The following is a 25,902-nucleotide window of genomic DNA, read 5'->3' on the forward strand; positions in this document are numbered from 1 at the left end:
ACAGTATAATATTTCGTAGAATATAGCTCTTAAAGGAGAACTTCCATCATGACTCAAAATATACCGCCGCAAGCTGTTTTCTTCGATGTCGACGATACACTCTATGATCATCTTATTCCATTTCGAAAGGCCCTGCAGAATATTCTTCATACAAATACCGATTTCCCTTATGAACATGCCTATCACCGAATGCGTTATTTCAGTGATACTTTATCAGCCCAGGCCGGAGGGACTCCGACTCATGGGAGGGTTCTTGAGGATATGCGAAGAAATCGCTTTATATTGTCCCTATCTGAGTTCGGCCTTTCTCTCACACCCGATCAGGCACAGAAAGTTCAAGATGATTATTTAGGCAACCAATTTGCAATTGAGCTATTTGACGGAGCTGAAGGATTAATTCATGAATTAATGAGTCGTGGCACTGTAGTTGGACTGATCACCAACGGACCGCCCGAGCATCAGTTTCAGAAAATAAAAGCACTTGGAGTCAATCATGTAATATCGCCGGATCGAATATTTATTTCGGGGGCTGTCGGCATAACGAAGCCGGATCGTGGGCTGTTCGACCATGTCACAGAAAGCCTTGGACTAACTTCTACAGGCTGTTATTACATTGGTGACTCGTGGCGTAATGACGTTGTAGGAGCCATCTCTGCCGGATGGAACGTCCTATGGTTCAACCATAGAGGAGTTCAGCCAGAATCAGAGCATCAACCTCACCATGTAGTGACCAGTTATAACGATATTGCCGAAGTGTTGTTAGAGTTATTTGTCGATTGATGGGAGTTGATGTGATTAGTGGTTAGTGGAGTGGTTAGTGGGATTTTTCCAACTATTGCGGCTCATTTGGGCACTGTGCGCGCGATTCCGAGCACTCGTAATACAAATGCGGCAGATGCTCCCCGCTTACCAAAAAACTGGTCCACTATCTCAACATTTCTACGTCACTTTTGATGCTTATGCTCCTGTTTGGGGTAATGCTAGTACGCATTTGAACACTGTGCGCACCCTTTAGTTGGATTCCTCTAACTATTGCGCAGACCATTGCGCCTTGTCCGCACCATTGTTCAGGATAATAATCCACGCCTATTTGCACTTGATTTGAAGGACGCAACATTGATGTCCTCCATTCATTTAGAACGATCCTGATATAGCAAAACTGCTTCCGCCCCATCATCACGAGTGGGCGCAGAAGCAGTCAGATGTCAATTACTATTTAGTAAACTAATTACTTCTTAAGTTTGTCCCAAGCGGCTTGCATGTTTTCTTCCCAACCCTTAACGTCGCTCTTGCCAGCAATGTATTGTTGAATTACGCTGCCAAATTCTTGAGCTACGCCATCAGGGAATTTTGAAGATTGCAATGCATAAATTTTATCAGCTTGAATGTAGTTCCAAAGCTCAGTACCGATAGCACCCATATCTTCAGATGTTGCTTCAATTGAAGACAAGGCTGGGATGAATTTGAATTTCTTAACGATATATTCTTTACCTATATCAGAAGTTACGAGCCAGTTGAGGAATGTTTTTGCTTCTTCCTTCACAGCGGAATCTTTGTTAACAACCAGGTTTGCTGGAATACCGATAGTCAGCTTGTCGCTTTCAGCAGGATCATCGCTAAGCGGCATTGGCAAAACACCGATGTTCATATTAGGAGTAATTCCGTCGATCATAGTTTGTGCCCAGTTACCTTCTTGCATCATTGCTGCTTCACCATTTGCAAACATGGTTACCTGAGTGTTGTAATCAGTAGTTAATGGGTTTTTATTACCGTAATCAACAGTCAATTTCATCAATTTAGCCCAGTTATCAAATTTCTCGTTGCCAACCATAGTTGCTGTTCCTTCGTTGAGTCCTTTAATAAATTCATCAACATTAGGTTGTTGTGCAAATGCTACGCTAATCCCTTGATTCCCGATCAGCCACCATTCTTGATATGCGTTGGCAAATGGAGTAATACCAGCATCTTTCAGCTTTTTAGCTGCAGCTTCGAGCTCTGAATAAGTTTTAGGAGTTTCCGTGATACCTGCTTTTGCAAACAAATCTTTGTTGTAGATGTATCCAAAGCCTTCAAGGTTCATTGGCATACCGTAGATTTTACCATCTTTAGTCATTGGTTGTGCTGCGAGAGGAATCAAATCCTTAACCCAAGGTTGATCGCTCAAATCTTCCAGCTTGTCTTGCCACATTTCCATTTCGCTATATCCACCGTTAGAGAAAATATCTGGTGCATCGCCGGATGCAAATTTAGTTTTCAAGGAAGCGCCGTAGTCAGCACCGCCGCCCACTGTTTGGATATCTAGTTTAATATTTGGATATTCTTTCTCAAATTCAACTTTTAATTCATTAAGACCTTCAACGATCTCAGTTTTAAATTGAAAAATTTTAACGGTCTTTATTTCTCCTTTATTAGCTGAGCCTGCCGTGTTTCCGCTTTCATTCTTAGCCGCGTTATTTCCGCCACCACATGCTGCCAAAAGAAGTGACATGGACATCAAGACTGACAAAACGACTGTAAGCTTGTTTTTCTTCTTCATTACCTTATTCCCCCTTGTACTTATTTAAATATATTTTGGAACAGAGGGTCGGTTAACCTTTAACCGACCCAGCTGCTATACCCTCAACAATATAACGCTGAAGTGCTAAGAAGAAAATGATGACTGGGGCAATCCCCAGAACCAGTGCCGGGAGTGCAATATCCCATTGTTTCGTGTACTGTCCAAAGAATGAGAACGTTGCAAGTGGAATTGTCCGCATCTCTGGTCTTTGCAGAATCAGGGAAGGAAGCAAGTAGTCATTCCATACCCAAAGTGTATTTAAGATAATAACTGTCATCAGCATCGGTCTAAGCATAGGCAATACGATGCGGAAGAACACAGTAATTGGCGAACATCCATCAACCGTTGCTGCTTCCTCAATTTCCAGAGGAATCGATTTAACGAATCCGTGGAACAGGAACAATGACATCGGAGCTCCTAGTCCAAGGTATGTCATGACTAGACCAACTCTGCTATTGTTGACTCCAAGTTCATTAACTACTCTCATCAGCGGAATCATAATGGATTGGAATGGAATAACCATTGCCGCGATGAAGAGAAAAAATAGTGCACGGTTGAACCTGGAATCATCACGAACCATACGATACGCGCCCATGGCACTAATAATTGCCATCAATGCTACACTTACTACTGTAATGACCAGAGAGTTAGTGAATGCTTCAGGAAAGCGAGTTAACTCCCAAGCTTTAGAGTAGTTGCTCCAATGAAATTCTGTCGGCCAGCTTGCCGAGTTCGACATGATATCACCGAAAGGCTTGACTGAGTTGACGAACAGGAAGTAGAAGGGCGCCAGGAATAAAATCGCGACGAGAGCCATAACGGCCTCAGTCACCAGCAGTCTCCAGTTGTATTTCTTCTCGGTCATTAAGCTTCAACCTCCTTGTTCTTCGTCAGACGAACCTGGAAGAAAGTAATAGCAGCTACAATGACAAAGAACAGCATTGCCTTCGCGGTACCGAGACCATAACGGTTATTTTGGAAAGCCTCAACATAAATATTCATTGCAACAGATTCTGTCGATTTAAATGGTCCACCCTTAGTCAAGGACAGGTTCAAATCGAACATTTTGAACGCCCAGGAAATGGCGAGGAATAAACAAATTGTTACTGCTGGCATTATAAGCGGTACGATGATGCTGCGAAGCATTTGCCAACGGTTTGCCCCGTCAAGCTCAGCCGCTTCCATTACCTCTGAAGGTACATTCGTAAGTGACGAAATATAGACGACCATCAAATAACCAGCAGACTGCCAGACGAATACAATGGTGATTCCCCAGAAGCCTGTAATCGAATCACCCAGCCAAGGAAGCCCGAAGAATGACCAGTTTGTAATGTCGTACATGGTGCTAAAGCCTTTGATGAATATAAACTGCCAAATGAAGCCGAGCAGCAAACCACCAATCACGTTAGGCATAAAGAAGATTGTACGCAGAATATTGCGTGTCTTCAGCGCCTTGGTCAAGAAATATGCCAGGAAAAACCCGACGACATTAGTTAATACAACACCTACTAAAGTAAACCTTACAGTAAACCAGAACGAAGACCAAAAGTCAGGATCATTTGTGAAAATTGTCTTGAAATTGCTTAAGCCTACCCAATTGACGGTCCCTGCTACCCCGTTCCAATCCGTTAACGAATAATACATTCCAAGGAAAAACGGAATGACCATAACGATGACGAAAAACAACAGGACTGGCCCTATAAAAAATAGTTGCAATCCCCATCTTGATGTTCTCTTGTTGCCCATGGAGCAGCCCCCTTTCTTTCTACCAAAGAACTATTGTATTGTTATTATGACTTTATTCCGATTAGATAAACACCTACTCAGTTGAACACTCAGGTGCAATTTATTGATCTACTGTCTCGCCAGTCAAGGAGGATACACCATCATGAAATGGAACAGCATTCGAACCAAACTGATTGTCTTTATGCTTATCGCTTCAGTTGTACCTATTGTCGCTACAATGTTTGTTACCTATTACTACACCACGAGTTCGCTAAAAGCGAGGGCTGCGCATGAGGATGCCAACTTGCTCTACCAAGGCCAGCGAAATATCGCCGGTCTGCTTGAGGATTTGAACCGAAGCTCTTCAACCGTATATTCCAATACCGAGCTGTTCAGATTGCTTGAGGCTGGTTATGAGGATGTTCAGAGTAATTCACGCGTATATGCGGCAATGTCCTATATATCCACATCCATTCCGGATATTTATCAGGTGTACCTATATGAGAGTGTGAATCATAAAGCAACGCTGGTGACATTAAATACACCTAAACGAAATTATGATACCGCTCTTTTCAAGGACGCCCTGGACAAGAACGACCGAAGCTTATTCGTGCAATCAACCCATATGAGTCATTCCTATGGATTTGCCAAGCTTCAGCCTAAGTATCCCTCGGAGCCTGTCTTCACATTGCATAGAAGAATAGAGCGTGTACCTTCCAGTGAGGTCATTGGGTACTTGTCCATCGACGTTAAATATTCAGCAATATCAGACATCGTGGAGCAGCTTTACAAAAAGGACCAGGAACAGATGTACATTATTGATAACGAAGGCTTCATCGTATACAGCGATGCAGAAGAAAAATTGGGTCAGCCCGTTCAGGCAGCATGGTATAGAAACCATATTCTTAATACTGCTGATAATAAAGGCAGCTTCGAAGAGGATAACAACGTATTCGTCTATCAGCGATTGCAAGCCGTTGGCGCAGATTGGACACTTGTGAAGCAAGTGCCGGTATCCTATTTGAACCGAGAGGCCAATCAGGCAGTAGGTATCAACTTGCTATTGCTCGCTTTCTCCCTCATCATCATTGTGATCGCAACCATACTGATCTCGATCCGTATTACTTCACCTATCAAGCAACTGGGCAAATACATGAATGAAATCCAAATCGGTAACTTGAATGTCGATATCAAACCGTCCAGCAATGACGAGATTGGTGCGGTTATGGTTAGATTCCGCGGTATGATGGACACTATCAATAATTTGATCCTGCAAGAATATAAGCTAGAGCTGTCTAATAAAACAAATCAGCTTCGAGCGCTTCAAGCTCAAATAAATCCCCATTTTCTAAATAACACACTGCAGATTATCGGGACTCTCGCACTTGAGCTGAATGTACCGCGGATTTACGCTCTGCTATCTGCTCTTGCCAAAATGATGCACTACAGTATGAACAATGAGGACAAAATCGTAACCCTGCGTGATGAACTGGAGCATGTCAAAGCATATATCGAGCTGCAAAAGGAACGGTTTGAAAACCGGTTTGATTTTCGTTACGATGTGGAGGAATCACTGCTCGATACGCCGATGCCGAAAATGATTCTACAGCCCATTATTGAAAATTATTTCAAACACGGTATTAACCGTACTAAAACCGACGGACTTATTACGATTCATGCGAATGTTTGGAAAAATGAACAAGTAGAAGTCACAATCCAGAATAACGGGGTTATGATTCCAGAGAATAAGCTGGAGCATCTCCAGACAGAGTTGAACAATTTCACTAATCCTGGCGTTACGCGTCCGGGAGATGCGGAAAAGGATGCCGGAAGATTGACGATTGGACTTACGAATGTGCTGGCTCGTTTACAGCTTGTCTGCGGTGAGAATGCATCGCTAACTATAACCAATCTTGACCCAGTGGGTGTTATGATTACACTGATTTTTGCAAATATAAGTAGTAAAGCGGGGCATGAAGAGGAATGAGAGCATTAATTGTTGATGATGAATCAAGAGTTCGTAGAGCGATCACTCTGCTGGTTGATTGGAAATCACATGGTATCGATGAATTGCAGGAAGCCTCAAGCGGCTCTGAAGCCATTGAAATGATCCGGCAATCCAAACCGGAGATCATTATTATGGACATGATGATGGAATCCGGCAACGGACTAGAATTAATGTCTTGGGTAAATGAATACGCTGGCAGCATTAAATTTATCGTAGTCAGCGGACACGATGATTTTGACTTTGTTCGCAACACCGTCCGCAATGGGGGCATTGACTATATACTTAAGCCGATTGATGCAGAAGCTATTAATGCTGCTGTATCCAAAGCCGTCGCGGAGTGGAAACGTGAAGACAAGGAACGAAACGATATTCAGCGGCAAACCATCCGATTGAACGAATTCAAACCTCTATATGGTGAGAAAATGCTGTCATCATTTATCGATGATCCGATACCCGCAGAGAGTACATTACGAAAGTTAACCTTGGAAGGTATTATTCCGGAGCAAGCCAAAAACGTAAGATTGCTTCTTCTACAGGTTGATACTGGTGATACGCCTCTGCTTAAAAGGTTTGCTAATGAAAGTGAGCTTCTGCATTTTGCCATTATAAATATATGCAACGATTTTTTACGGTCTCAAGGGCGGGGTATTGCGTTCAAATATTGGGGTGCAACTTCAGAAATAGTTATTTTACTCTGGCATCAATATGAGGCAGTTACCGATTTAATTCTGCAAATGAATGAGGGCCTCTTTCATACTTTACAGCGTAGAATGCATTTCGGCGTCAGTTCTGTCGGAGATCTTCCACGCAGTATCCCTGCACAATACAAAGAGGCATTGACCGCAGTCACAAGACGTAATTTGCTTAATCCGGGGGAATATGCACACACGTCAAAACCAAGCTCAGTTGGAACTGGCCCAGCTTCATTGAATACGGGCAACGGCTATATTTTCTTCTCCAGTGTTCAGGAGGATTGGAAAATGGCCATTATGAGTGGAAGCAGCGAGCGAATTGATGTTGTATCACAGAAATGGGTCGATGATCTCAGCCGATCAGGCATCGTTACACCGGAGTTGTTGGAAATTTGGAAAAAGGACATTGCCTCATTCCGTACAAGGCTGCTTAGAGAAATGCTTGGAGATGAAGCTGATGCCGCATTTTCTCAGTTAGAGGAGCTTGATAAAGAGAGTAAACCTCCGTTTACCACTGGATATTCCTTCTCCTTATTCGCTTGGAGAGATTGGTCCAATCATTATATGAAGCAGTTATCTCGAATTATCATGGAGCGGCAGGCACGCGAGAACAGGACGATGATGGATATTATTAAATACATTGACTACCACTATCAGACTGAGATCTCCCTGCAGGATATCGCGAGCCACTTCTTTGTAAGCCGGGAATACGTATCCCGAAAGTTCAAGCAAGAATTTGGCATCAACTTCTCCGATTATTTGGGACAATACCGAATCAACAAAGCCAAAACGCTAATGCTGAACCCCAATCTTAAAATAGTCCAAATAGCTGAAATGGTAGGGTTTCATGATGTGAAGTACTTCAGTAAGGTTTTTAAAAAGCAAGAGGGGGTTTCTCCAAAAATGTACCGCAGCAATCTGGAAAAATAATAAAAAACAGGGATGAATATATAGTGAGATCACGGTCACTAACATAATCATCCCTTCCTTAATTAAAGCACCTTACTGTCTATACCACTTCAAAAATGCCTCTGATACAGCTTTACCTGCTAATCCGTTCGGATGAGGTAGTTCTATCTTCATATTACAATACTCGATTTAAAAATGCTTTTGTCCGCTCATGCCGAGGATTTCCGAACATTTGCTCAGGCGATCCAGATTCGATAAATTCACCGTCAGCCATGAACATTACTCTATCGGCAACTTCCTTCGCGAAGCCCATCTCATGAGTGACAACAACCATCGTCATTTGCTCCTCAGCAAGCTGCCGCATGACTTGCAGCACTTCACCAGTAAGCTCAGGATCAAGCGCGGATGTAGGCTCATCGAACAGCAGGATTTCCGGACTCATCATAAGGGCTCTGGCAATAGCTACGCGCTGCTTCTGACCGCCTGATAGATTGGACGGGTAAGCGTCCGCTTTATCGAGCAGCCCTACCTTATTCAGCAGATCTGATGATTTACTGCGAATTTCTGCGGAAGAGAATTGTTTTAATAACTTAGGTGCAAGCTCCAAATTATCTCGAACACTTAAGTGCGGAAACAGGTTGAAATGTTGAAAAACCATTCCCATCCGCGAAGTAATTTGTTTTATTTTAGCACTCGCTGGGTATTTCCCATCCTTCACCAGATACTCTTCACCTATTTGTATACTGCCTCCATTCGCCTCTTCCAAATATGCCATACTGCGCAGCATGGTGCTTTTGCCCGAACCGGAAGGACCAATAACAGCAACAACCTCACTTTGCTCTACGCTAAGCGACACGTTCTTCAACACTTCGGTATCACCAAACGATTTTTTCAAATTCGTAATTTCAATGATCGCCATATCGTCTTCTTTCCTTTACTCGAATTTGAATTTGCGCTCTAATGCCTTAAATAACAATGTCAGCAACAATGTCATAAATAAATAAATTACACCTGCGACGATAAACGGCACAATCGTAAAATCACGATTCACCGCTGTCTGCGCAAAATGAAGCAGCTCAGGTACAGCAACAGCATATAAAAGAGCCGTGTCCTTCACGAGTGTAATCGATTCATTCGAAACCGCAGGCAGCGCAATTCGGAACATTTGCGGCAGTACAATACGAGTCATCGTATGCCAGCGCCCCAATCCAAGCACTTGGGCTGCTTCATATTGCCCTTTATCAATCGCAAGCAGACCACCGCGGAAAATTTCTGCAAAATATGCGGCATAATTCAACGTAAATGCCAATGCAGCTGCTGCAAAACGATCCATCACGAGGTATTCACCGATGACAGGAATAACAGGCAGGCCAAAACAGATAAATAGCATCTGCAAAAGAAGTGGTGTACCACGTAATACATAAATATATCCGTTAGCGAACCAGGCAATCGGCTTCACATGGCTCCTGACCATTAAAGTAAAGACAAAGCCGAGTGGAATTGAGGTTATAATTGCAAGAAAAAACAGTAGCACCGTTGTTTTGGCGCCTTCCAGCATCGGTCCTGTAATTTGCCATAAATAATCCAAGCTCATCTATCTAGCTCCTCACCAAGTTTATCCTATTGAACGCTAAAGACCGGATTCTTAATCCGGTCTTTAGCCATTAAATGCTCTTCATTTCACTTATTTCAGAACTTTATCTTCACCAAACCATTTTTCTGAAATTGTGGCTGCAGTACCATCCTGATTCAATTCATCCAATGCCTTTTGCAGCTTGTTCAGCAATTCTTCATTATCCTTCTTCACGCCAATTCCGTACTCTTCCGGTGCTAAAGATTCATCCAGCAATTTGAAGGTTCCTTCATCTTTGGACATGTAATATCTGGCTACCACTTCGTCAATAACAACGGCATCAAGACGTTTTGTCTTCAAATCACTGAGTGCCAGTACGTTATCTGCGAACTCACTTACTGTCTTAATTTCGGATTTGATCGGATTTGCATCCAGTGCATCTGCTGCCGAGGACAACGATTGAAGTCCAACAACCTTACCCGCCAAATCGCTAACCGCATGAATATCAGAATCTGCCAAAGTGACAATGACCTGGCTATTCTTTAAGTAAGGCTTGGTAAATAACACTTTACCTTTGCGCTCTTCAGTAATTGTATATCCATTCCAGATCAAATCAATGCGTCCGCTGCTAAGTTCAGATTCCTTTGCTTTCCAATCGATAGGTTGGAAAGTAACCTCCATACCCATCTTTTCCGCTGCTGCGCGAGCAAGGTCAATATCAAAGCCTACGATTTCGTTGCTCTCATCTCTGAAGCCCATAGGAGCAAATTTATCATCGATTCCGATTACGAGCTTGTTGTCATCCTTGCCTGAGCCGGAGCATCCCGCCAGCACAGCGAGCATCATGCCAAGCACCAAAGTTATAAGTGCTGCCTTTTTCATCTTGTTTTCCCCCATCTTCTAAATCTAGCACCATCCTATCTCCAGCATGGTACTTTAGTTCGTTAATACGTTATCAGATTCTCATGATAGCATACTACTATAGAAGAGTCGAGAGAATTGGGTCTTATTTGGCAACTGATACAAAATAGACAAATTTTACAGTATTAGTTGCCAGTGCTGGTAAAGGAACGAAGCCCCCGATTCCAGAGCAGGTAGGCGATCGTAATACTGATGAGTGCCGCGACCGGAGTCCAGACTGCTACATTTTGGAATCCTGAGTCATCAATAAACATAGCTGCCGGATAAAATGCAGTAAATCCGTACGGAATAATCCATGTCAGCACAAAACGAATCCCTTTGCCAAAAATATTCATCGGATAACGCGCAAAGTCACTCGTCCTCTGAACAGCGTACATGATCGGTAAACTATCAACCATCCAGAAGGATAATGAGGCAAAAAACAGATTCACCGCCAAAAATATAATTCCACTCGAGATAATCATTACGATAAACCAAATAACCTGTGCTGCCCCCCAGTGAATATCAAGATGAGGCGTCGACGTAAATAGAACAATAAGTCCAATAATCAAGCTCCCGATCCCATCCTGTTGAAGACGATCAGCGACGACCTGAAACAATGCATTGACCGGGCGAATCAATATGCGATCAAAATTGCCCGGCCTAATGTATTGCCCACCAAGCATCCACAGATTATCAAAAAAAGTATGCTCTAACGATCTCCCTAACATCGCAACCGCATAAATAAACATCATTTCATAAAACGTCCAGCCATGAATTGCATCAATATGCTGAAACACTATGGCTATAAATAGAATCGAGGTACCCTGCGTAAAAATATTCGAGGTAATCCCGATCAAAAAATCCACGCGATATTCCATCATGACTTTAACCCTGGCCTTAAAAAAATGCCAGTACAGTACTAAATATCTCCACATTGCTTACCCTCCTTTGTTGGTCTGTTGTTGGCTTTAGGTTGAATGAAGCTAGGGACTGAGGAGCGGAGCTACACGTTTTCGTAGAAAACGACTTCGTAAGCATTTGCTGTTTTGAGTACGTGAGCACCGCAAGTCATTGCTGAATTCAAGATTCGATGTCGGATACACATCTTCGAGCTGCTTCGTGATCAAAATCCTGCTTTTTGAGCTACCTCTTTCAATGAAGGCTCAAAAAGTTGGATTTTCAGCACCGAGAAGGTTGAATGAAGCAAGGACTGAGGAGCGGAGCGTACGTTTGAGTACGTGAGCACCGCAAGTCATTGCTGAATTCAAGATTCGATGTCGAATACACATCTTCGAACTGCTTCGTGATCAAAATCCTGCTTTTTGAGCTACCTCTCTAGCCACCGAAAATGGTGACTCTTCTGATGGCATAGCTCCAAAGCACCCGAATCCCTGCATAAATCCCCGCCAACCACAAGACCTGAATGATCATCGCCTGAAGGGCAGCCATTCCGGTCAGCTGTCCCGTGTAGATCGAGACGGGTATAAACACCATTGATTGAAATGGTAAATAAGCACTTAAAATCCTTAGCCACTCTGGAAACATAGTGATTGGCACTAATGCACCCGTGAAAAACAGTAAAATTGCTCCACGCAACATTCGGAGTCCCCAAATATAATCCAGCCAGAAGGCCGCAATTCCGAGAATAAGGTCAAGCTGCGTCCCTATGAATATCCCTAAAATGGCGCTTAGCACAAATAACAACGCCGCTTCCCAGGAAACCGGGAGACTTACGCCCAGGAATAAATAGGCGATGACCAACAAAGGAATCGTTTGCCTAGTAACCGCCGATATCTTAAACCCAAGATCAAGGGCCACTAGTTTATCCAAAAGATTATACGGTCTCATCAGTTCAATAGATACGCTTCCATCACGCACCTGATTGGCTAATTGAGTCCCTACACCAGCCACAAAATCATTCAATAATACAGCAATCATTGTATAGGTAACCATCGCTTCAAGGGACATATCACTGATGGTAGTCCGGTTCTCGTATACGGCATTCCAGAATGCAAATATAATCAGCATCTGCACAACCGTTGCTACACTGCTGGCCCAATACCACAGCGGATAGGCCATATCCACCTTGATTTGAGATTTCATCATTTCCCAGTATTTACGCATGGCTATATCCCCCGCATGTAAATATCTTGAACGATCGTCTCAATCTTGGAATCAGCAATTGTCAGATCTCGAATTTGATAGCTTTGGAGCATTTCTGAGATCACATCTGCTGCTGTAATGGTGTGGTTGCTGAACGAGATACTCACCCTGCCTTCATCGCCGTAGCTCCACTCCACTTTATCAGCCATTGAAGAAGGTAATTGAAACTCTCCTTCCCGTTCGAGCTCGAAGTGAATGATTCGTTTATCACCATAACGTTCCTTGATAGATTGTAGACTGCCATCGTACAGCACTTTACCCTCATCGATAATAATTATTCGTTTACAAATTTCTTCGATATCCTGCATATCATGTGTCGTCAAAATGACCGTCGTTCCACGGAGTCGATTCATCTCCCTAATGAATTGGCGAATTTTCACTTTTACAGCTACATCCAATCCGATTGTTGGTTCATCCAAATAGACAATCGAGGGGTTATGTAAAAATGCTGCTGCGAGCTCACAACGCATTTTTTGCCCTAATGATAACTGTCGCACGGGCACACTCATTAAAGGTTCAAGGTCCAGCACTTCCGTAAACATCGCGATCGAAGCTTGAAACTCTTCTTCTGGAATCTCATAGATATGTTTCAGTAATTCATAGGATTCACGTACCGCTATATCCCAAAACAACTGTGTGCGTTGACCAAAGACGGCTCCGATATTTTTAGCGTTCCGTTTTCTCTCTTTGTAAGGAACGATACCGTTTACGGTGATCTCACCATTAGATGGAGTTAAGATCCCGCACAGCATTTTAATCGTAGTGGATTTGCCCGCTCCGTTCGCACCGATATACCCTACCATTTCACCGTCTTCAATATTGAAATTAATCTCATCTACTGCCTTTTTTGTCGTATATTTACGCTTGAACAAGCTTTTGATAGCCCCAGTTAGACCAGGGTCCTTCTGTACTATTTTATAGTGTTTAGATAAGTTTTTGACTTCTATCATTTATACTCCCCCCAGACAATGACAAACGTTTGCACATTTACAATGAAAGAATGAGAACAGGTGCTGAATTACAGTCCTGTACTCTCAAATTCGTGTTGTCTTTCTTGATCCCATCTTTTTAGATTTCTCCGGAACATTTGTGGAATAACAAAAAAAAACGCATACATTACAACGAACATAAACAATGCGATCCCTTCCTCAACTAATAAATAGTATGGATAGGGCCCTAATAAATCCAGCAATGAAGGGGTGTCCGGTTTATGCTGCAAAAACATATAGTTCGATCCCAAAGCGATATTCAGGATGCCTACAATTAGAGCAAGCAAGTTCAGGAACAGCATACTCCAGCCGATGGATTTCCAAGAAGGTCGATATTGTTCAATCCAGGTCATATAAAGAGGAGCCAGTATGATCGCTGTATGCGCAGCAAAAAATTCAAAAAATCGAAAGTGAGGAAATCCGTAGGATAAATTTGGAGTAAGAACAGCTTGAAGTGCACCACAAATTCCTGCAAAAAACAAAACATGATACAACATGCGATTACGCGTACATAGCATAACAATCGATAGCAGCAGACTTAAGCTGCACAGTTCCAGAGGCAGCGTGTGTTTCACATCCCACACTCCCCATGCTATATACCAAATATTGAGTGACACCTGCGTAAGCAATAAAACGAATGCCAAACCGTAACGAATTCCTAATCGCCAGATACGATGGCTGCGAATATACATTCGGCTCCAAAATAAGGACAGGACAAAAATGATCATAATTCCAACCGTAATGAAATGCGCAGTGGAGAAAGGAACAAAATCCGGCACCGCATTAGAAGAAAAAATGGACACCAGGAAAACCATCGCCCCCTTCAATATAACTTAATAATTAAATTTTTTGATATTCCAATAAATCCAAATGTAGGATAATCTTATCACTGAGCTCGTTAAATTGGAAGATATACTTTTGCTATAATTAACTGTACTGAAAACAAAAAAAGGGCCATCCCAAAAGTAGATAATCTGCTTTTGGGATGGCCCTCAACACTACCGTTCCTCCTACTACTTGGTACACGTGAAGAGAACCGTTATATTTGCTGCAAAAGTGCAGTTTTTTCATTTTTGGTTATGGTGTTCCGGAAAATTCCTGCGAAAGTGCAGCTTTTTTCTGGTTAACGAGCCATTCTGATTATATTTGAGTCGAAAACCTGCACTTTTGCATTTTTTTGCTCCAAACAGGCATATTTCATAAAAAATTCCTGCACTTTTACACTTTTATCAGAATAACAGTCGATAGCACCCAAATAGCTAAAAATAGCGAAAATAACTTCGAAAATTCAGCTGTTGGATCGAACTCGAATATCAGCGCGAAGATAAATCTACTTATGCGACAGCCCCTTACGAACATCTCACAACTAATCGATCAAATGGAGTGCCTTCAAGGTTCGAATCAGAATAATCGCTGCCTCAGCTCTTGTCGTTGTTCCATTAGGAGCAAAAGCTCCCTTCTGGTTCCCCTTCATGATCTCCTGTTCTACTAACCAAGCTATATCTTGGGCAGCCCAATCTGGTATCGAGCTATAATCCTGAAATCTTGACAACCTATCGCTATTTGCGACGGAAGGAGCGCTGTCTCCTTGTATGATACGAATCGCACGAGCGATCATGACAGCCATTTCGGATCTTGACAGACTCTCGTTCGGTGCGAAGCTTTGACCGTCTTTACCAGCACTTCCTTGAACAAGACCTATTTTGACTGCAGCGCCGATCTCCCCGGATAAAATCTCGTCTCCCGTTACGTCTACAAACCTATTGCTTGCCTGATCTGGAGTAAGCCCCAAGCTTCGAACAAGCAGAGCTGTAAATTCAGCTCTAGATACAGACTGGGAAGGATTGTATTGATTTTCAGTTACACCTCTTACAATCCATTTTGACGCGAGTGCCTCAATTTCAGCTTTTGCCCAATGTCCCTGCAGGTCAGCAAAATTTTTACTATATTCAATCAGTGTAAAAATCCCATTACCTGGACTCTTCACCTGAAGAGCAGGCTGTCCATCAATAGTTACTCGAGTGGAAGGTACAAACATGTAGCGGCCAGTCTTTTCATCGTACCTTACTGCAGTAACATTATCAGATTTCACGTTTGAAGGAATCGGTATAATACGCGTAATGTAGTTCTTTCCGAAATCGTTCAGAGCTTGATTCTGCACATTGTCGCTTAGTGTCACCTGGAAATCAAGCGCCATAGGAAGAATCATAGTAGCGCCTAAAGCTGCGGAACTTTGATTCAATTTCTCCTGAGTGGCTTGAGATACCGGAAGAATAGAAATATGAAGCTTGGAATCTTTAGCTTTAGCTGCGGAAACATTTCCTGCTTGCCCTAACAGTTGAACTGGTAATTGATAGGTTGCCAGATCACTCTTGATAACTACTGTTATGGAATTGTTTTTACCTGAATCCGAGTTTAGCCCAAGCGCCTGAGCAGAAAGCACCACGTCTATCGCACCTTCTAACCCGTCTAAATCAATGACCAGTTCGCCTTGACCGCTTGCAGTTGCTCGGGCTATCGCTGCCGCTAAAGCATCAGCATTCACAGTTACCTGCTGAACCTGCTGACCGGAACGACTCACTCCTTGAGTGATTGTCAATTGATTGCCTGACAACACATGACCTGCGCTTTGTGTCGCCTTATTGTCAGATTCCGTTTTTCCCGAAGCTGCTCCCGGTGCTGAAACTCCAGATCCTGAGCTCGAAGAAGAGCTTTCACCGTTCCCATTACCATTATTTGAACTGCCGTTAGGCTTCGCCTGCTCAACAATCCGTTTTTCCACCTGAGGTGACACATTCCCGCCTAGAGCTTCAACATACTGCATGAAAATCTCGTAATCCGGATATCCAAGATCCTCGTGATATGCACCGCTTGCGATCGCTGCTGCAAATGAGGCATATCCATCACCACCATTAGCTACAAAGCTATTAGTTGCAAGTCGGTACGTCGATGAAAGATTCAACGGCTCATATCCAGAACCCCGCTTAATCATAATATCAAACACTTTATTTCCTGCGGTCCCATCAGGGTCCCATTTAAACTTCATTCCGGCAATTTGCGGGAACTTGCCTGGCAAGTCAGACAGCTTGGCTCCACTGATCCCGTTCTCCAATCCATCCTTCAGTTGCTGTCCCGTCACGTCTAGTACGAACAGCGTGTTCCCGAACGGCATAACCGTACGAAGCTCTCCCATCGTAATTTCCCCTTGATCGATAGAAGCGCGGATTCCACCACCGTTCATAATTGCGATATCAGCATTTTTTAACTGCTTCGCTTTAGAGAGCATCCCATCAGCGATAAGATTACCCAGGTTAGTCTCTTTGGAGCGAACGTTTTTGCGTTCCCCATCAAGAACGATAGAAGCAGTACCGACAACCTGTTTCTTAAGCTCCTCAAGCTCTGCATTGTAAGGAGCAAGCATTTCCTTAGCGATCGTATCTTCAGCGACTTTATTGTCTACAGTAATCAATTGACCTTTGGTTTGTCCTTCACCTGTCTGGATAACCCCATTTGGATCAAAGACCAGATCTACACGCCCGAGGAATTTACCCCATTCATTCGCTTGAACAATCACGGTTGGCGTATTGTGAATGCTGTCGGTCAAAATTTCCGGCTCATTCAGCTTTGTATGTGTATGACCACCTACAATAAGGTCTATTCCTTCAATGGCATCTGCAATAACCTTGTCTCTTCCATATCCCAAATGGGACAATGCAATAATATGCTTAAGCCCCTTCTGCTCCATGAGACTTACTGTCTCTTTTGCAGATTCCTGAGCATTCTTAAAGGTTACATTTTTGCCCGGGCTTGAAGTTTCAGCGGTATCCTCCGTCGTCATGCCGAATACACCAACCTGCACACCGTTCACATCTAAAATAACATAAGGATATACACCCGCATTTGCCGTTGTTTTCTCCGCCTTAGCTGCTGCGTCAATAACAATCGGACTCTTAACTAATGAAGCTATATTCTCATCCTTGCTGAAATCAATATTGGAGCTGACAAGTGGGAAGTTCGCTTGTTTAATAAAATCAGCCAACACACGTGTACCTTGATCAAATTCATGATTTCCGAAAGTCATCGCGTCGTATCCCAAATAATTCATAAATGCGAGATCAGCCATACCCAACCATTTTGTAAAATACAGATCCCCCGAGAAAACATCTCCTGCATCCAAAAGTAGGCTATTGCCTCCCTCATTACGGATCTCCTTCACAAGAGTAGCGCGTCTCGCTACATCAGCCAAATGGGCATGAGTATCGTTCGTGTGCATAACCGTCAATTCCCATGTGTCTGGCTCAGGATTCTCCTCTGCAACGTCGAGCTCAAGAACCGTAACTGTTCCACTAACCTCATTGGCTACCAGCAAAAGCGGACGATGTGTCGGGCTGTCTTTTGCCTCAATAAACTCCAGTCCTTCCGGACCCAGGTCTGTATTGAGACCTGCATTACTGTCAAAGCTGCGCGTATTCACATAATTAACGAATGTAGGATGGCTAGGATCCGTAACATCGTAAGTCATCACGCCGCCGATCCGTTCCAGACCTACGAACGCAAAAGTCTTGCTTCCTACTTTGCCTACCGTTACGTACTCAGGCTCAGGTCCCTTTTTTCTGCTCCGGCCATCCAGCTCAATTTCTTTATGATTCGAATTAAAATAATCAGGCAGCCGCTCAGCTGTAATTTTCTCGAAGTCACTGCCGCTATCGTACACCTGCGTCATATCTGCAGCATTCCAGATTGAGAACGAACGTCCACCATAGAGATAGACATTGTCGCTCCCCATATCGCTGGCTACTTCTACTTTTTCGTAGTTTTTCTTGTTTACTAGTAGAAACTGACTTGCTTCAGAACTTATATCTAAACGGGTATAAATATCCTTAATTGTAGATACGTTAACTCTGCCCGGCCATTCGGTTGCATCTCCTTCATTAGCCGTCAGCACATAGGTCTGCTCTCCTACCGTATATGTGGCGATCCCATCCGGCATATACATACCTAAGAACGGGACATTCTCCAGTTTGATCTTGCCATCCTTAACAACATCTATGGCATTATTCGGATCATTGAAATTTTTGTACCCCAAACCTTTTACCGAAGTTACTGTCTTCGTTGTCAGGTCTATTTCTGCAATTGCGTTATTCTCTTGCAGCGATACGTAAGCCGTCCGTTCATCAGCAGACAAAGAGATATACTCCGGCTCCAGATCACGAATTGCGTCTGACTTACTTCCCTTGCTTGTAATTGTCCCATCTGGATTCGAGAGTCCGCGAATATGCACTAGATCATCAATCACATTCGGATTATCGAATTTGATGTGGGTTACTTCGCCGTTCGTAGTATCCACTAATGTCACACTGCCCTCAGGATCTACACCTGCTTCGCGAGGCTCTCCTTCATCGGCAGTCAAAATATATCGTCCGTCTGACGTAAACTTCACCATATCCGGCTGAACACCAGCCTCATAGGATTGCAGCGGGTTCCCCTCATAATCCAACACAAGGATTTTGCCATGCTTATCTGCTGCAGCTTCCTGTACTGCGACTGCAATCGTATTAGTAACAGTGTTTATATCAATACTGGTAAGATCACCATATTGAAATACACCATCCTCTACCAGCTCTTTTACACTGATCGTTTTCTCTTTCGTCAGATGTCCTGTCTTCAGTGAAACGATATCAATGCTCGGAGGATTTGATGCACCATTCACAAGATAAAACTTCCCGTTATCTTTGTTGTACTTCACAATCTCAGCAACGCCGCCATCTTCAGAGGCTGTCCCAACTGAATATGAAGCGATTGGATTAATCTTGATCACATCACGGGTGGGCTCGATAGCAGCTTGTCCTACAGTAAGCTCCAATTGTCTGTTGATGCTTTGAGCTGGACTGGATGAATCCTGAATGGTCACTGCCACTGGATATTTACCCGCCGTACCTACAGCAGGCACACCGGAAATAATTCCTGAATTATTGTTAATCGCCAAGCCTGAAGGAAGTCCATTTGCAGTAAAATGATAAGGTGATACGCCGCTATATACAGCAAGCGTTACAGAGTAAGGTGATCCTTCCTTAGCTTCTGGCAATATAATATCTGTAAGTCCAAAATCCTGCTCCGGTTCAACAGATAAGGATGTCAGGGAAGTTTCTCCCACTCCATACTCTCCACCTGTTAACTCCGTTAATTCCGAAGTCGCAGGTAACTCAGCAGCCGTAATGATCCCACCTGTTGCTACCGAGCTCATTGCTACTCCCGCAGCCAAAACTAGCGAGATCATTTTTTTCCTCTTCAATTTCAAAACCATTCCCCCTCAACTTCAGCATAATTCATCCAAAGTGTATAGAGATAATGTTATCGCAGCATTTGTTAATGATAGTTAGTTTGTAAAATTTATCAGAAAGGTTCATTTGGGCTAGAAAAGAGACTTTTCCGCGCCCATTCAGCCTTTTCACCGATTCAACCGGTTATATTGGATTTTTTCAACTAGTTTGACCCTTTTGCGTCTCAAACCACCGTATCTATTTAATGTTTTACCACTAATCCACCATCCCCAATTAGCACTCATTCACGCAAAATCTATACGATTTCTTAAAAAAAACGCCTGACGGCGACCTTTTTCTGACTCTGACTTCTACAGGGATCGGATTCCGCTACATCTATGATCGTAGCTCATGTGTAATAGAGTCATGAGGCATAATTCCGAGAATTAATGCAAATGTGCAGGCTTTGATCATGTAAAGTCTCTAAATGCCCTATATTGCTGCAAATGTGCAGGCTTTTTCCAAGGACTATCTTCATACTAGCCCATTTTTAGCATTATTCCTGCACATTTGCAGGCTTTTGCTCTTTCTTTCATGGCTACTTTAATAAAACTGTATTTTTGCATCCTTTTCCTGATATCGTGCCTATCCACTGCTCATGACATTCTACACTCCTGCGAAAGTTATACTTTCTTTAATGTACAAAAAACGGCTTTAACAAGGATACTCCCTGTCAGAGCCGTTTTACTTTTATTATTTATGCCGGTGAAGATTCACTTTGTCTTGAGATCACAAACAACGCTAACCAGATTAGAACAAATCCACATATTTGAGCTACTGTAACCATCTGTTGAAAGGCGATCCAGTTTAGCAGCACACCTACCATCGGGAAGCTAAGCTCCGCCAGAGTTGCGACAGATGCTTTGGTAGTAGTCAGTCCTTTGTAATACACTAAGAGACTAAGCAATCCAGGAAGCAGCGCCTGCCCGAGCAAATTGATGGATAACAGTGATAGCGGTCCAGCCTCTGTCGGTAAAGTCCATGCAGCTCCTTCATTCCACGTAATAGCCATCAGAAGAGGTAACGCGAGAATAAAACGTAGCGCCGTTACGGTCTCGTATTTCATCTGCCCCACCATCATACGTCCCATTACTGTCGAACCGCCCCATAAAGCTGCAGCACCGAGTGACAACAAGCTGCCGATCTGTACAAATTCGCTCCAATGTCCAAGCGGTATATTAAAACCGAAGGTTAATAGATAAGTTCCTCCAAGTGCAATTAAAAACAGAAGGGAGAAATAACGCGGCAAACGTTCTTTAAGAATGAATCTTGCCATTATAATGGCAAACAGCGGCTGCAGCTTTTGAAGCAAAAGAACCGCATTCGCGTTGCCATTTGCTAACCCGTTTGTGAACAAGATCGTTGCCAGTGCCGAACCTCCCCAGGAAATAAAGAGAAGTGCACCGATCTGTTTCCATTTCACACCTAGGAGCTCTCTCCGATTTTTCCATAATGTTGGGCCTACACATAACGCAATAATTACATGCTCTAACAGAACGATTTGTGCTGAAGTCATCGATTTCAGCAAAATCAGACGAAACAATGGATCGACACCCCATAGAGCAGCTCCTAAAACAACGAGCCAAAATCCAGTTTTGGATCGATCTCTTGACACAGACAGCGATGGTTTAACCTGTGCTCCTACACTTGTTGCATTGTCCATATTCCGAATCTCCTTCTTGAATATGGGGTTCTACGTAGAAAACCCCCGTCATCGGCATTTGCCGAAATGTACGGGGGTTGATCAAATAAGCTTGCCTGAACAAGAGAACAGTTAAAACAACTGGACTCCAAGTCCATGCAATCTCATCTTTGATCTTCTCCCATCCGGACTTTACCGTCGGCTCTGGAATTACACCAGATCAGTCGCTATTAAATCTTAATAGCGAGTCGCGGGCTTAACGTTCGTTCACTACTAGTTACGAACCATCACCGCCGGTCAGGAATTTCACCTTACCCCGAAGATCCATATTCATTTTATTATTTAATATCTATAATTTTATGGGATGTCTACATCTTACTGTGAAAAATTTTCACCCACTGTAATATATATCACAATAACCATGACATCCTTAACATGTCAACAATTATAGCACTGCACAATCATTTTGTAACCTACTATTTTTTTGAAAGTAATTATTTATTCAAACGCCGGAATCGCGATTTCGGCGTAATTTTCCTCTAAAAATTTCTTCACTTCCGGTCCAGACAAACGTTCAGCCAATTTCTTGATCGGCTCGGAGTCCTTGTTATCCTCGCGCGCTACCATCGTAATCGCAAAGGCTGAATCTGTAGTTTCGGTAAGCAAAGCATCCTTCTTCGGTGTCAGTCCAAGTGGACTTGCATAAGCTGGCGTCATCAGCACCAAATCAGCATCGTCCAGCATACGGGCAAGCATCAATAGGTCTACTTCTTCAAACTTATAGTTATGAGGATTTTCTATAATATCAGCTTGAGTTGCCTTAATTCCTACGCCTTCTTTTAACTTGATTAGTCCTGCTTTTTCTAACATAACGAGCGAACGGCCTGTGTTCGTTGCATCGTTAGCGATAGCGATTGTCGAACCGTCCGGTACTTCCTTCATCGTCTTGTAACGTTTGGAGTAAGCGCCATATACTGCATGGTATACCGGTTGAACCCCGACGAGATTAGATTTCTTGCTCTCATTGTACTCATTCATGTACGGAACGTGCTGAAAGAAGTTTGCATCCACTTCCTTGTTAGCAAGAGCATCATTAGGCTGTACGTTATCAGACAGCACAACCAGTTCCAAATTGATTCCATCTTCCTTCAAAAGCGGTTTTACAAGCTCCAAAATATCTGTCATCGGCGGAATGAGCGTAGCAACCTTCAAGGTTACTTCTTTCTTCGTTTCACTTTGGTTCTGAGAAGAGGTATTGGCATTCCCACCACTCGCACTATTCCCGCCATTTCCGTTGCCATTCGCATTTCCACAACCCGCAACTACCACCAACAGTATTGCCAACATCCATGTCATCCACTTTTTACTCATCGTTATCTTTATCTTCCTTTCAGTATGTTCTCGCCTTATTCTCTCTATATATCTTTAGCGTTTATCCAGCCACCTTGAAATCAAGCTTCCCGTGTAATGGACTAACTGAACCAGCACAATCATAATGATGATGATCGCAACCATTAATTCCGTCTCGAATCGCTGATAACCATAACGGATGGCAAAATCACCAACACCCCCGCCACCAACAACACCCATTACAGTGGAATAGGAAATAAAGCTAATCGTAGAAGTCGTCAGTCCACGCAGTAGACCCGAACGGGCTTCTACAAATAAAAACTTATATACAATTTCAAACTTCGTAGCCCCCATAGATAAGGCAGCCTCTATAACCCCGCGCGGAACCTCGAGCAAGGATTGCTCAACAAGTCTGGCATACAGGGCTATAGATACAACTGCCAGCGGAACAGAAGCCGCCAAGGTACCGATTGCCGTACCAACAATAAGCCTTGTCAGTGGAATCATGAATACAACCAGCAGTAAAAAAGGAAACGACCGGATGATATTCACAGCTCCATTCAGAACAGTGGAAATCGTCCTATTTTCGTATAACTGCCCTTTGCCACATAAAAAAAGCAGTGTACCAACGGGAAGCCCGAGTAGAACTGCAGCGGCTACCGAAATTCCTACCATTAGGAATGTCTCGCCAATCGACTCTACGATCTGTGACTGATACTGCATGACTTTTTCAATCATTAACGAAAAATCAAACACGCTCACTCCCCGCCTTTCCGAGCAGTTGCTCGCGATATGACAGTGGAGTACGAGAAACTTGAACCCCGGAGGATCGCTCCATTGCAAAAGTATCTGTAACCTGACCGTTCTCCATAACGGATACATAATCACAAATGCTTCTTACAACGTCCATCTCATGCGTGACGATCACTATGGTTACACCAAGCGTCTCATTAACATGTCTTAGAACTTCTAAAATTTCAGACGTGGTATTCGGATCAAGGGACGAGGTAGGTTCGTCGCAGAGCAACACACTTGGCTGATTAGCAAGTGCCCTCGCAATAGCTACACGCTGTTTTTGCCCGCCGCTTAGCCGTGAAGGATATTGCTTCGCTTTATCCTCCAGCCCTACGAATCTCAGACATTCCTGGACTCGCGCCTCACGTTCCCGCTTATGCATTTTTGCAAGCTCTAACGAAACCGCAACATTACCGCTCACTGTACGATTATGCAGCAAATTAAAATGTTGAAAAATCATCCCGATGGATCTTCGCGCATCCCGAAGCTGGGTCTCAGACAAACCGGTTAATTTCTGCCCACTTACTGTTACAGTTCCCTCATCAGGAACCTCAAGTGCATTCATCATCCTGAGCAATGTTGATTTCCCTGCACCGCTGGCCCCAATAATACCGTGAATCGCCCCCCTTTCAATCGAGAGAGAGACTGACTTTACGACGTCAAACGTACCTTCCGGCAAGGCGAATGTTCTACTTACCTGCTGCAAATGAATGATAAGCTTCACCTCCTAAAAGCAGGCGCGATTATTGTATTAATATTATTATATATCTGTTATAGCCGACATCACCTTTTGATTATAGTATATTTATAAATCTGTGTCACTAATTATTAGTCATTATATCAATCTTAAATTTTAAAATAGTTGATTCTCTCTTTTACTGATATTTTTTATTATTCCGAAACATTTCAGGCGAGGGATACGTTTGAAGAGTAATCAATTTGCATACAAACACAGTCATATGGAGGGTAACTATGAAAAGAGCAAACTATTTCGCGAAAAAAACTAGAATTATCTTTTTGCTAACTCTGACCCTTGTTGCCTCACTTGTACTAGGTGGTTGTAATAACGGAGCGGATTCAACATCTACCAAGCCTCAGCAGGACACACCCCAACAGAACGCGCCCAGCGAAAGCAACACTGGTGCTAATCATGAGAACAGCAGCGTTAGTTCATCTCAATTGGTAAAAGAATTTGAAACGCTGGTGCAGGGGACAGAGGGTCTTCCTCAAGCATTTCATTTTATTGATGAGCATATCGAGGAGCTCTCTAGTGAAGATGCGTCACACGTACTGCTTGCTTTGGAGGATGTCCAAATCAAAGAGCTTGCTGGTTTCGTGAATCGTTACTTTAAAGGCACCATTCAGGAGCAAATAACCTCTTTATATAAAATCGACGACTCTATAATAGATCTTATTGATAAAACGAGCGACGAATCCCTGAAATCCCTTCTGACTGAGACTCAAGACAGCGGGTATCTGCTCGCCACCGCCGAAGGAATGTTCGCACCAGTTATTGATTATTCAAAGGTATCCCCTTATCTCGAAAAAGCGAACGATGAGACTAAAGCCTACTTCGAGCTAAGAGAGGCAGAATCCAAAAAGCCCTCACTTCGTGATGCTACTCTCGTAATCAGCTGGGAGGAGCTGCTGAATCGCGGGCTTGCTGCTGAACGGTTTACGACAAAATATCCGAATGCTGTTAGAATCAAAGAGGTTATTTCTTTACGTGACAACTATATAATGACTATCTTCTACGGTGCGAACAATACGCCGCTGTTCAGTTATGACACTAAGCTCATGGATTCAGAAGCACGGAAGACCTACGAGTCAGCGCTGAGCACAAATGCGGAGCATACGGAGAGCTCCTTAATGAAGGATCTCGAAGCATTTATGAGCACCGCAGCAAAGGAAAACTATAAGCAAACCGAAGCTTTAAAGAAGCTGCAATCAAAATTCGCACCATTCGTAGAATCTGCATCGTAATAGAAAACCAGCTAATACTTTGTCAATAGACAGTTTTGTAGGAAAGAGATTTTTGATATACTGATTTTAAAGCATAGCAAATAAGCCTCCACTTACTGGAAGTTTATGGGATAAGCAGTTTCTAAGAAGCGAAAGGTTGCCCTTTTTTGAGCATGGCGTAGACGTGATGTAATACCTTGTTGGCGCAAGCGATTACGGCTACTTTATGGGGCTTACCTTCGCTTTTTTTCTTGTCATAATATTCTCTTAGGCGCGGGTTTAATCCCTTTCTTAATCCGCATATTACCGCTAGA

The 25,902-nt window shown here is 43.2% G+C and carries 19 protein-coding genes, 1 pseudogene and 1 riboswitch; of the genes and pseudogenes, 4 read left to right on the top strand and 16 right to left on the bottom strand.

The genetic code is table 11. The features are described 5' to 3' along the window. Positions 1 to 48 precede the first annotated feature (48 nt). Complete coding sequence (locus BLS49_RS17950; protein WP_091233842.1) at positions 49 to 780, top strand: HAD family hydrolase; 732 nt, start codon at positions 49 to 51, stop codon at positions 778 to 780. Between the two features lie 448 nt (positions 781 to 1,228). Here BLS49_RS17950 and BLS49_RS17960 read toward each other — a convergent pair whose 3' ends face one another. The 3 genes from BLS49_RS17960 to BLS49_RS17970 are packed head-to-tail and all read right to left on the bottom strand — an operon-like array spanning position 1,229 to position 4,303. Next, positions 1,229 to 2,536: an ABC transporter substrate-binding protein gene (locus BLS49_RS17960; RefSeq protein ID WP_091233847.1), complete on the bottom strand. Its 1,308-nt coding sequence runs from the start codon at positions 2,534 to 2,536 to the stop codon at positions 1,229 to 1,231. A 52-nt stretch (positions 2,537 to 2,588) separates the two neighbouring features. Next, on the bottom strand, positions 2,589 to 3,422 hold the full coding sequence (locus tag BLS49_RS17965) for a carbohydrate ABC transporter permease (protein WP_091233851.1): 834 nt from the start codon (positions 3,420 to 3,422) through the stop codon (positions 2,589 to 2,591). Next, positions 3,422 to 4,303, bottom strand: coding sequence for a carbohydrate ABC transporter permease (locus BLS49_RS17970; protein ID WP_091233855.1), 882 nt, complete (start codon positions 4,301 to 4,303; stop codon positions 3,422 to 3,424). The genes BLS49_RS17965 and BLS49_RS17970 overlap by 1 nt, the downstream gene beginning before the upstream one ends. Before the next feature lie 142 nt (positions 4,304 to 4,445). Here BLS49_RS17970 and BLS49_RS17975 point away from each other — a divergent pair, with 142 nt between their 5' ends. Continuing rightward, positions 4,446 to 6,269, top strand: a complete 1,824-nt coding sequence (locus tag BLS49_RS17975) for a cache domain-containing sensor histidine kinase (protein WP_091233858.1) — start codon at positions 4,446 to 4,448, stop codon at positions 6,267 to 6,269. Beyond that, on the top strand, positions 6,266 to 7,912 hold the full coding sequence (locus BLS49_RS17980) for a response regulator transcription factor (RefSeq protein ID WP_091233861.1): 1,647 nt from the start codon (positions 6,266 to 6,268) through the stop codon (positions 7,910 to 7,912). Before BLS49_RS17975 ends, BLS49_RS17980 begins: the two co-directional genes overlap by 4 nt. 154 nt (positions 7,913 to 8,066) lie before the next feature. On the opposite strand, the gene BLS49_RS17985 is transcribed toward BLS49_RS17980, so the two are convergent. The 12 genes from BLS49_RS17985 to BLS49_RS18040 form a co-directional block, all read right to left on the bottom strand. Further along, positions 8,067 to 8,810: an amino acid ABC transporter ATP-binding protein gene (locus tag BLS49_RS17985; protein ID WP_091233864.1), complete on the bottom strand. Its 744-nt coding sequence runs from the start codon at positions 8,808 to 8,810 to the stop codon at positions 8,067 to 8,069. Between the two features lie 15 nt (positions 8,811 to 8,825). Continuing rightward, a complete protein-coding gene (locus tag BLS49_RS17990) occupies positions 8,826 to 9,485 on the bottom strand; it encodes an amino acid ABC transporter permease (RefSeq protein ID WP_091233868.1) in 660 nt (219 codons plus the stop codon). 90 nt (positions 9,486 to 9,575) lie between these two features. Next, positions 9,576 to 10,346 (bottom strand): amino acid ABC transporter substrate-binding protein, encoded by a 771-nt coding sequence (locus BLS49_RS17995; protein WP_091233871.1) that lies wholly within the window; start codon positions 10,344 to 10,346, stop codon positions 9,576 to 9,578. 164 nt (positions 10,347 to 10,510) lie between these two features. Continuing rightward, a complete protein-coding gene (locus BLS49_RS18000; RefSeq protein ID WP_091233884.1) occupies positions 10,511 to 11,302 on the bottom strand; it encodes an ABC transporter permease in 792 nt (263 codons plus the stop codon). Positions 11,303 to 11,702: 400 nt separating this feature from the next. Next, complete coding sequence (locus tag BLS49_RS18005) at positions 11,703 to 12,491, bottom strand: ABC transporter permease (protein WP_091233887.1); 789 nt, start codon at positions 12,489 to 12,491, stop codon at positions 11,703 to 11,705. A gap of 2 nt (positions 12,492 to 12,493) precedes the next feature. Continuing rightward, positions 12,494 to 13,480 carry an ABC transporter ATP-binding protein gene (locus BLS49_RS18010; protein WP_091233891.1) on the bottom strand — a complete coding sequence of 329 codons (987 nt, stop codon included), beginning with the start codon at positions 13,478 to 13,480 and terminating at the stop codon, positions 12,494 to 12,496. Positions 13,481 to 13,548: 68 nt separating this feature from the next. After that, complete coding sequence (locus BLS49_RS18015; RefSeq protein WP_245742552.1) at positions 13,549 to 14,322, bottom strand: YwaF family protein; 774 nt, start codon at positions 14,320 to 14,322, stop codon at positions 13,549 to 13,551. A 563-nt stretch (positions 14,323 to 14,885) separates the two neighbouring features. After that, a complete protein-coding gene (locus tag BLS49_RS18020; protein ID WP_425432161.1) occupies positions 14,886 to 19,817 on the bottom strand; it encodes a choice-of-anchor I family protein in 4,932 nt (1,643 codons plus the stop codon). Between the two features lie 719 nt (positions 19,818 to 20,536). Continuing rightward, positions 20,537 to 21,502, bottom strand: a complete 966-nt coding sequence (locus tag BLS49_RS18025; protein WP_091233903.1) for a DMT family transporter — start codon at positions 21,500 to 21,502, stop codon at positions 20,537 to 20,539. 148 nt (positions 21,503 to 21,650) lie between these two features. Then, positions 21,651 to 21,809: riboswitch (FMN riboswitch) on the bottom strand. A 170-nt stretch (positions 21,810 to 21,979) separates the two neighbouring features. Next, positions 21,980 to 22,852 (bottom strand): MetQ/NlpA family ABC transporter substrate-binding protein, encoded by an 873-nt coding sequence (locus BLS49_RS18030; protein ID WP_091233906.1) that lies wholly within the window; start codon positions 22,850 to 22,852, stop codon positions 21,980 to 21,982. Positions 22,853 to 22,906: 54 nt separating this feature from the next. Next, entirely contained in the window at positions 22,907 to 23,569 is a 663-nt protein-coding gene (locus BLS49_RS18035) for a methionine ABC transporter permease (RefSeq protein WP_091233925.1), read from the bottom strand. 10 nt (positions 23,570 to 23,579) lie between these two features. After that, a complete protein-coding gene (locus BLS49_RS18040) occupies positions 23,580 to 24,341 on the bottom strand; it encodes a methionine ABC transporter ATP-binding protein (protein ID WP_091233928.1) in 762 nt (253 codons plus the stop codon). Positions 24,342 to 24,598: 257 nt separating this feature from the next. Here BLS49_RS18040 and BLS49_RS18045 point away from each other — a divergent pair, with 257 nt between their 5' ends. Further along, the gene (locus tag BLS49_RS18045; RefSeq protein WP_091233910.1) at positions 24,599 to 25,609 is read left to right on the top strand and encodes a hypothetical protein; all 1,011 of its coding nucleotides are present in this window, start codon (positions 24,599 to 24,601) and stop codon (positions 25,607 to 25,609) included. A 121-nt stretch (positions 25,610 to 25,730) separates the two neighbouring features. Here the strand turns inward: BLS49_RS18045 and BLS49_RS25365 are convergent. Continuing rightward, positions 25,731 to 25,902: pseudogene (locus BLS49_RS25365) on the bottom strand (IS110 family RNA-guided transposase); the annotation flags it as partial.

Origin of the sequence: Fontibacillus panacisegetis (assembly GCF_900102215.1) — a bacterium.
GTDB classification, from domain to species: Bacteria; Bacillota; Bacilli; order Paenibacillales; family Paenibacillaceae; genus Fontibacillus; species Fontibacillus panacisegetis.

What these genes read in the sequence shown, in the direction of transcription:
- BLS49_RS17950 (WP_091233842.1), top strand. Translation starts at nt 49, where the DNA reads ATGACTCAAAATATACCGCCGCAAGCTGTTTTCTTCGATGTCGACGAT.
- BLS49_RS17960 (WP_091233847.1), bottom strand. Translation starts at nt 2,536, where the DNA reads ATGAAGAAGAAAAACAAGCTTACAGTCGTTTTGTCAGTCTTGATGTCC.
- BLS49_RS17965 (WP_091233851.1), bottom strand. Translation starts at nt 3,422, where the DNA reads ATGACCGAGAAGAAATACAACTGGAGACTGCTGGTGACTGAGGCCGTT.
- BLS49_RS17970 (WP_091233855.1), bottom strand. Translation starts at nt 4,303, where the DNA reads ATGGGCAACAAGAGAACATCAAGATGGGGATTGCAACTATTTTTTATA.
- BLS49_RS17975 (WP_091233858.1), top strand. Translation starts at nt 4,446, where the DNA reads ATGAAATGGAACAGCATTCGAACCAAACTGATTGTCTTTATGCTTATC.
- BLS49_RS17980 (WP_091233861.1), top strand. Translation starts at nt 6,266, where the DNA reads ATGAGAGCATTAATTGTTGATGATGAATCAAGAGTTCGTAGAGCGATC.
- BLS49_RS17985 (WP_091233864.1), bottom strand. Translation starts at nt 8,810, where the DNA reads ATGGCGATCATTGAAATTACGAATTTGAAAAAATCGTTTGGTGATACC.
- BLS49_RS17990 (WP_091233868.1), bottom strand. Translation starts at nt 9,485, where the DNA reads ATGAGCTTGGATTATTTATGGCAAATTACAGGACCGATGCTGGAAGGC.
- BLS49_RS17995 (WP_091233871.1), bottom strand. Translation starts at nt 10,346, where the DNA reads ATGAAAAAGGCAGCACTTATAACTTTGGTGCTTGGCATGATGCTCGCT.
- BLS49_RS18000 (WP_091233884.1), bottom strand. Translation starts at nt 11,302, where the DNA reads ATGTGGAGATATTTAGTACTGTACTGGCATTTTTTTAAGGCCAGGGTT.
- BLS49_RS18005 (WP_091233887.1), bottom strand. Translation starts at nt 12,491, where the DNA reads ATGCGTAAATACTGGGAAATGATGAAATCTCAAATCAAGGTGGATATG.
- BLS49_RS18010 (WP_091233891.1), bottom strand. Translation starts at nt 13,480, where the DNA reads ATGATAGAAGTCAAAAACTTATCTAAACACTATAAAATAGTACAGAAG.
- BLS49_RS18025 (WP_091233903.1), bottom strand. Translation starts at nt 21,502, where the DNA reads ATGGACAATGCAACAAGTGTAGGAGCACAGGTTAAACCATCGCTGTCT.
- BLS49_RS18030 (WP_091233906.1), bottom strand. Translation starts at nt 22,852, where the DNA reads ATGAGTAAAAAGTGGATGACATGGATGTTGGCAATACTGTTGGTGGTA.
- BLS49_RS18035 (WP_091233925.1), bottom strand. Translation starts at nt 23,569, where the DNA reads ATGATTGAAAAAGTCATGCAGTATCAGTCACAGATCGTAGAGTCGATT.
- BLS49_RS18045 (WP_091233910.1), top strand. Translation starts at nt 24,599, where the DNA reads ATGAAAAGAGCAAACTATTTCGCGAAAAAAACTAGAATTATCTTTTTG.